The sequence below is a fragment of the Nocardioides cremeus genome, from assembly GCF_030518195.1.
Classification (GTDB): domain Bacteria; phylum Actinomycetota; class Actinomycetes; order Propionibacteriales; family Nocardioidaceae; genus Nocardioides; species Nocardioides cremeus.
The window spans coordinates 1-209 of sequence record NZ_JAULSC010000497.1; the positions used below are offsets into that span (position 1 = coordinate 1).

General features: G+C 79.4%; 1 protein-coding gene. It reads left to right on the top strand.

The window, feature by feature from the left end; genetic code table 11:
- The coding region (locus tag QWJ41_RS21870) for an aldehyde dehydrogenase family protein (protein WP_302710600.1) at positions 1-209 on the top strand (209 nt) is incomplete at both ends.

Here is a 209-nt window from a genome sequence, read left to right on the forward strand (position 1 = left end):
GAAGCTGGAGTCCTTCGACCCCGCGACCGGCGACGTGGTCGGCGTCCACGCCGTCGACGACACCGCCTCGGTGGAGGCCGCCGTGGCCCGGGCCCGGGCCGCGGCCGGCGGGTGGGCCGGCCTCGGCTTCGACGCCCGCGCCGAGGTGCTGGCCCAGTGGCGCGCGGTGCTGACCCGCCGGATGGCCCAGCTGGCCGACGTCGTGCACG